This is a genomic window from Nonomuraea cavernae (genome assembly GCF_040655715.1).
GTDB classification, from domain to species: Bacteria; Actinomycetota; Actinomycetes; order Streptosporangiales; family Streptosporangiaceae; genus Nonomuraea; species Nonomuraea cavernae_A.
Map to the genome: position 1 here is coordinate 1 of NZ_JBFAKL010000057.1, position 6,724 is coordinate 6,724.

Below are 6,724 nucleotides of genomic sequence, written 5' to 3' on the forward strand. Positions count from 1 at the left end.
GACGATCTCACCACGCCTGGCCGAGATGATCAAAGTCACACGGTGCGACGAGACCAGAACACCCGTCACTTATCGCGCACAAGCTGAATGTCTACCCGCCGGGCGGTCGAGGCGGGCGTGACGTTCTTCGACACCGCCGACGTCTACAGCGCCGGCCAGAGCGAGGTGGTGACCGGCCGCCTGCTGCGCGAGCTCTTCCCCCGGCGTGAGGACTACGTGCTGGCCACGAAGGTCTACTTCCCGATGGGCAAGGGGCACAATGACCGCGGCCTGTCACGCAAGCACATCCTCGCCGCCATCGACGACTCCCTGCGCCGCCTCGGCACCGACTACGTGGACCTCTACCAGATCCACCGGTGGGACGACGAGACGCCGATCGAGGAGACCATGGAGGCGCTGCACGACGTGGTCAAGGCGGGCAAGGCCCGCTACCTGGGCGCCTCGTCGATGTGGACGTGGCAGTTCGCCAAGGCGCAGCAGGTCGCCGGCGAGCACGGCTGGACGAGGTTCACGTCGATGCAGCCGCACTACAACCTGCTCTACCGGGAGGAGGAGCGCGAGATGCTCCCGCTCTGCGTCGACCAGGGCGTGGGCGTCATCCCGTGGAGCCCGCTGGCGCGTGGCGTCCTGGCCAGAGCCGGGACGGCCGAGTCCACCACCCGGGCAGGGTCCGACCCGCGCATCGACTTCCTGTACGACGCCGGCAACGACCGGCTCGTCCTGGACCGGGTCGCGCAGGTGGCGCGGGAGCGGGACCTGCCCGCCGCCCAGATCGCGCTGGCCTGGGTGATGGCGCAGCCGGGGATCACGGCGCCGATCGTGGGCGCCACCCGTGACGGCCACGTCGACGACGCGGTGGCCGCCGTGGGCGTGTCGCTCTCGGACAAGGAGCTGGCCTTCCTCGCCGAGCCGTACCGGCCGCGCGAGGTCCGCTTCTGATTTTCCGTACGGCCGCGTGAAGTCCCTGGGTGCCATGGCATGACCACGGCACCCAGGGAAGGGCGCGACGGTGCCGTTGCACCACACCACCGGCTCGCCCCAGACCGATACCAGGGCCAGGCCTCGTGAACATCGCCGGCGATCCCAAGAGGCTCCAGAGCGCGTCGCAGCTTTTCTGCGGAATTCAGAGCGGGGTTTATTTCTTTTCTCCGCGCTCCCAGTTCCGGGAAATCTCGCCGGAGTGAAGTCATGCCGCAACCGTATGAGCAACGCACACGGGCGGGAAGAGCGATGTCGTGTCACTCCGCAGAGATAAAAACGCGAAGTGACACGACAGGTGGCAGAACTCAGTATTCGAGGTGGACGAAATCGGCGAGTTCTCGCATTTCGCCGGTCAGCGTGCGACGCTTACCGATGATTCCTTTGAGGATGTCTCGGGCATAACGCTGATTGGTAATCCACTCGGGAGAATCACTGCGGATGCGCTGCAAGATCTCGAATGACTCGCCGTACGCTCGGGTCTTGCGATGCGCCTCCGCCACGTCCAGGAGGTGGCGGTTGCGGTTGTTGGACGTCGGCCGCACGTCCCCTGTGGGGATGGTCTGGGAGAGTTCAAGGACCTTGTCCGGGCGGTCCTCCACCATCGCGTTCTCGGTCCGTTTCATCGCCACCGTGATGGGGCCGAAGGCCCTCAAGAAGTCCTCACCGGGCGCCATCTCGTGACCCATCGCCACAGCGGCCGTGCGGGCAAAACGGATGGCGTCGTCGGCCTCTCCAGGGCGGTTGTCCCTGACGGCGGCGGCCGAGACCCGCAGGAGGAGCCAACCCCAAGCAGAGAACTCACGAGGAGAGGCACGTGAGATTCGCGGCTCCACGTCATCGGCCCAGCGCAGGGCCAGCAGGCGGGCATCCTCCAACCGGCCCTGCCGCAGGAGTAGCCAGCATTGGATACTGATGATCGCCGCAGCGTCCAATGGGTTGTCGGCGTCGTCCAGGCTGCGTATCAACGCGAGTTCGGCGGCGTCGTACTGGCGGGTTTGGGTGAGCAGCCAGCCCGTGAGATGCAGCAGTCGAGCACGCACCGGCCGGGCCGCACGGTCGAGGCTCACCAAGGTGTCGGCGTCGCGGAGCAGCGTCGGGATCAGGGCGGCGAGTTCGGAGTATCGGTCCTTCTTCCACAGCGGCATGGAGTCGTCCAGCACCCTGGTAACACCCCCCAGGGTCGGCATCTCTTCCGGCTGATCACCGAGGCCGTGCAGAGCACCGCACCGGCGCCCAGAGATCGGCCGGAGGCTCGTCGGCCTGCTCGGCCGCGTCTTGACTGATCACGTCCATGGTGGGCACCCGGAGAGCAGCCGCCAGTTTCCGGGCCGTCTCCAGGCGAATGTCTTTACGGCTGTCCTGTTCGATTTTCCGGATCAGCGAAGCCGACACCCCAGACAAAGCGGCAAGTTCTTGTTGAGTTAGTCCCCGCCGCTTGCGAATGCTGCTCATTCGCTCACCTATCGTGGCCACAGTTCCCATGCTAGGGCGGCAATCCAGGTTGCGGACCGCCCAGCCGACAACCGCCCGCAATCCTTCCGCGTCAGAGTTAATGAACCAGTCCTGGTCCGAAACACCCATCAGCTGCGGGTAGTTTGATCACTCCGTGGAAGAGGTTGGAGCAGGTGGCAGGACCGCAGCAGGACCCGAAGTCGTCCCCGTCGCGTACGGGTAAGCCAGGTAAGCGTACGTTGCTCGCCCCGTCGGTGAAGTACCAGGTGTTCGTCGAGGTGCTCGCCGGGCAGTCCACCCAGGGCGAGGCAGCCGAGAAGTACGGCGTGAACCGGATGACGGTCAACGTCATCTGCAAGACTGCCAAGCAGGGCGCGCTGGACGCGCTGGCGGGCACCTCGACGAGCGGCCGTCCGGGCAAGAGCCCCGAAGCCGCTGAGCTGGCGGCAGCCCGCCGGGAGATCGAGCGGCTGCGCGCGACGGTGACCGAGCAGGCCGTCGCCTTGCATCTGCACCAGGGAAAATCGCTTTGGGGCTGAACGCCGGCCTGGTCCCGCCGCGAGTCGACGCATCCGTCAAGGCCGGTCTGCTGGAGCTCGTCGCGCACGCGGCCCGCAAGGGCGGCTGGTCAGCCCGCCGCTCGGCCGCCCTGCTGGGGCTGGATCACGTGCGGGTACTGCGTTGGCAGGCCAGCGCCGTGGTCGGCCGCCTGGACGACGCCAAGCCGGGCCCGGAGATCGCGCTGCACGCGCTGCTGCCGTGGGAACGCGATGCGATCGTGAAGATCTGCGAGGAGTGGCTGGAGATCGACCGCAGCCATCGCAAGCTGGCCCATCGCGGCTCGCGGGTGGAGGCGTTCTACGCCTCGGAATCGACCGTGCTGCGGGTGCTGAGGGCGGCCGGGATCAAGGTTGCCGAGCGGCCCGCCCGCGAGCGACGGCCACGCCGCGAATGGCCCGAGTGGGCCGAGCTGGTGCCGGGCGTGATCACGATCTATGACTTCACGCACTTTCGGGGCGTGCCGTCCTGGTGCGCGATCGCGGTCCTGGACGTGGTCTCGCACTACTGGCTGGCCACCGTGGTCTCTCCGGAGGAGACCTCCACCCAAGTCGAGGTGGCCTACACGCGCGCCCTGGAGATGCTGGGCAAGGCGCATCTCCTCGATGACGAGGGGTTCTTGGCCGAGCTGCGCGGCGGGCAGGTGCCCGACCACGACGCCTTCCCGGTGCTGCTGGCCGTCTCGGACAACGGGCCGCAGATGACCTCCTCGGCGACCAGGACGTTCATGGCCGGGGCGCGGATCGCCCAGCACTTCGGCCGTCCCGGCACGCCCAATGACCAGGCGTGGATCGAGTCGTTGTTCGGGCACGTCAAGGACGAGTTTCCGCACCTGGACAAGATCACCGACCCTGGGGAGCTGGAGGCCGAGTTGAACTCGATCCGGACGTTCTACAACGAAGTCAGGCTGCACGAGGGCCTCGGCTACGTCACCCCCGACGACGAGCACCACGGGCGTGGTGAAGCGATCCGGGAGGCCCGCCGGACCGGGCTGAGAGCCGCTCACGAGGCCCGGGTTGCGACCCGGCGCGAACTACGCCAAGATCCCCTATAACCCCTCTCGCGACTGATAGGTGTTTTCGGCCCTATCTGGTGCATTTTCTCTGACACACCTCGGCAATCACCTTTTCGGCCGTCGATCCTTTGATCCTTTGATCCTTTGCGACCCTCCGAGCGATGGTCAGGGCACGCCATCCCCATACGCCCTGATCGCCCTTTCGGTCGGCCACTCGTTCCTTCGTGTTCTTTCGAAGATCTCGTACGGCCAGGGCGGGCGTCCGGCCCGGCCGTGAGGGAGCGGACCTCTCGCGCCGCACGGCCGGGGAGAAGTGTCGGTGCCGCCTTCTAAGCTGTGCGCATGGCACGTGCAAACGAGGAGGCGGCGGCGGCGCTGCAGGAATACGCGGAGCTGTTCGCGCTGACCGGAGGCGACGCGTTCCGCGTGCGCAGCTACCAGAAGGCCGCCAAGGCGATCGCCGGCTTCCCCGAGGACATCTCGGCGACCGACGTGCGCGCTGTGCCGGGCGTCGGCGAGGCGATCGCGAAGAAGATGGAGGAGTTCCTCCAGCGCGGGAGCTTCCGCCAGCTCGACGACCTGCGCGGGCGGGTGCCCGAGGGGGTGCGGCGGCTGACGCGCGTACCGACACTGGGGCCCAAGACCGCGATCATGCTGTTCGACGACTATGGCATCGACTCGCCGGTGGCGCTGGGCGAGGCCATCACGGCCGGGCGGCTCGACGGGGTCAAGGGCCTGGGCCCCAAGACCCTGGCCAATCTGCTGAAGGGCGTCGAGCAGTTGGAGCAGTCGGGCCGGCGGGTGCACATCGGCATCGCGATGTCGCTGGCCGAGCAGGTGATGGCGTCGCTGCCGGCCGAGCGGGTCGCCTACGCCGGGTCGCTGCGGCGGATGAAGGACACGATCGGCGACGTCGACATCCTGGCCGTGGCGCCCGAGTCGATCATGGAGGAGTTCCGGGCGCGGCCCTACGTCGCCGAGGTCATCGCGGCCGGCGACAAGAAGACGTCGATACGCACCACCTCGGGGGTCCAGGTCGACCTGCGTGTGGTGCCCGCCGCGTCGTGGGGCGCCGCGATGCAATACTTCACCGGCTCCAAGGAGCACAACGTCGCGATCCGCGAGATCGCGGTCAAGAAGGGCTGGAAGCTCTCCGAATACGGCCTGTTCGAGGGCGAGCGGGTGATCGCCTCGGAGACCGAGGAGGAGATCTACGCGGCGCTCGGCATGCAGTACGTCCCGCCGCCGATGCGCGAGGACGGCGGCGAGGTGCGCGCGGCGCTGCGCGGCGAGCTGCCCGAGCCGGTCCGGCTCGACGACCTGCGCGGAGACCTGCACACGCACACCGATTTGACCGACGGCATCGCCTCGCTGGAGGACATGGTGGCGGCCGCCTCCGCGCGCGGCTACGCCTACTACGCGGTGACCGACCACGCCCCCGACCTGACCATGCAGCGCATGACCCTCGACAAGGCGCTGGCGCAGCGTGAGCGCATCGCGAAGCTCCAGAGCTCCTATCCCGGCATGCGCCTGCTGCACGGCACCGAGCTCAACATCGCGCCCGACGGCTCGGTCGACTGGCCGGCCGAGGTGCTGCGCGGCTTCGACGTCTGCGTGGCCTCGGTCCACTCCCACTTCGGCATGCCGCGCAACGAGATGACCCGCCGCTTCATCGCGGCCTGCGAAAATCCCTACGTCGACATCATCGGCCACCCCACCACCCGCAAGATCGGCAAGCGGGAGCCGGTCGACGCCGACTGGGACGCCGTCTTCCGCGCCGCGGCCCGCACGGGCACGGCGATGGAGATCGACTCCTATCCCGACCGGTCCGACCTGCCGTCCGATCTGGTCCGGCTGGCCAAGCACCACGGGGTCAGGTTCTCCATCGACAGCGACTCCCACGCGATCCCGCACCTGGCCCACCAGCGGTTCGGCGTCGGCCTGGCCCAGCGCGCCTGGCTGACCACCGACGACGTGATCAACACCTGGCCCCTGGAGCGTCTCCAGGCCTTCCTCCGGCCCTGACCGGCCGCTCCGGGCCTCCCCGAATCCCGGCCTGTTCGACGCGCGGCTCCACCGGCGGAGGCGGGTGCGCCCCGGCGCCACCAGACGTGGGTGCACCCCGGCGCCATCGGAGGCGGGTGCACCCAGGTGCCTCAGAGACTGGTGCACCAGGGTGCCGCCGAGACCGGTGCACCAGGGTGCCGCGGAGGCGGGTGGGCGTTCCGGCCGACCGCGATTGCCCGGGGTCTGGTGATTTTGGCCTTCGGCCTTACTCCGGGCGCGGGGGTACTTGGCACGGTCTTAAGTCGGCCGGAACGCCCACCCGCCTCCGCTTCATGGTGTCCGGCCGCTCGGTTTGCCCGCCGTAGAGCGGGCAGGGGCCCGGCGCCTTCCTCCTCGCCGATGCTGAAGCACCCCCTTGCGTTCCGTTGGGCCTGCTCGCCGTAGCTGAAGCCCGAACTTTCCGGCACAGCGCGGGCTGGGCGCCATAGCCGTGGCCAGGTACAGGTTGCCCCTGCTTCCGTCTCGATCTCGTTGACATCCTCCCCCGCCTGAAGGCGGAGGATTCCAACGGCAACTACCCCACGAGGAGGAGGTCGCGTTGAGGTTCGCGGTTCACCGGCTCGCCCAATGGCGAGCCTCCCCGCGCAGCAACCGCATGCCCCGCGGCCGTGTCGCGTACGTTCTTCGCCGCGTTCACATCGGCGTGCGCCT

General features: G+C 68.2%; 6 protein-coding genes. 4 read left to right on the forward strand and 2 right to left on the reverse strand.

Going from position 1 to position 6,724, the window contains the following annotated elements:
- Positions 1 to 87 precede the first annotated feature (87 nt).
- A complete protein-coding gene (locus AB0I38_RS39910) occupies positions 88 to 939 on the forward strand; it encodes an aldo/keto reductase (RefSeq protein WP_358495876.1) in 852 nt (283 codons plus the stop codon).
- Between the two features lie 347 nt (positions 940 to 1,286).
- On the opposite strand, the gene AB0I38_RS39915 is transcribed toward AB0I38_RS39910, so the two are convergent.
- Together AB0I38_RS39915 and AB0I38_RS39920 are read right to left on the reverse strand one after the other, a co-directional pair.
- Positions 1,287 to 2,141 carry a transcriptional regulator gene (locus tag AB0I38_RS39915; protein ID WP_358495879.1) on the reverse strand — a complete coding sequence of 285 codons (855 nt, stop codon included), beginning with the start codon at positions 2,139 to 2,141 and terminating at the stop codon, positions 1,287 to 1,289.
- A 40-nt stretch (positions 2,142 to 2,181) separates the two neighbouring features.
- Positions 2,182 to 2,433, reverse strand: a complete 252-nt coding sequence (locus AB0I38_RS39920) for a helix-turn-helix domain-containing protein (RefSeq protein ID WP_358495883.1) — start codon at positions 2,431 to 2,433, stop codon at positions 2,182 to 2,184.
- A 173-nt stretch (positions 2,434 to 2,606) separates the two neighbouring features.
- Here AB0I38_RS39920 and AB0I38_RS39925 point away from each other — a divergent pair, with 173 nt between their 5' ends.
- From AB0I38_RS39925 to polX, 3 genes are all read left to right on the forward strand, one after another.
- On the forward strand, positions 2,607 to 2,972 hold the full coding sequence (locus AB0I38_RS39925) for a hypothetical protein (RefSeq protein ID WP_358495887.1): 366 nt from the start codon (positions 2,607 to 2,609) through the stop codon (positions 2,970 to 2,972).
- Positions 2,963 to 4,045, forward strand: coding sequence for an integrase core domain-containing protein (locus AB0I38_RS39930; protein ID WP_358495890.1), 1,083 nt, complete (start codon positions 2,963 to 2,965; stop codon positions 4,043 to 4,045). The genes AB0I38_RS39925 and AB0I38_RS39930 overlap by 10 nt, the downstream gene beginning before the upstream one ends.
- A 303-nt stretch (positions 4,046 to 4,348) precedes the next feature.
- Positions 4,349 to 6,031 (forward strand): DNA polymerase/3'-5' exonuclease PolX, encoded by a 1,683-nt coding sequence (polX, locus tag AB0I38_RS39935; protein ID WP_358495895.1) that lies wholly within the window; start codon positions 4,349 to 4,351, stop codon positions 6,029 to 6,031.
- Positions 6,032 to 6,724 lie beyond the last annotated feature (693 nt).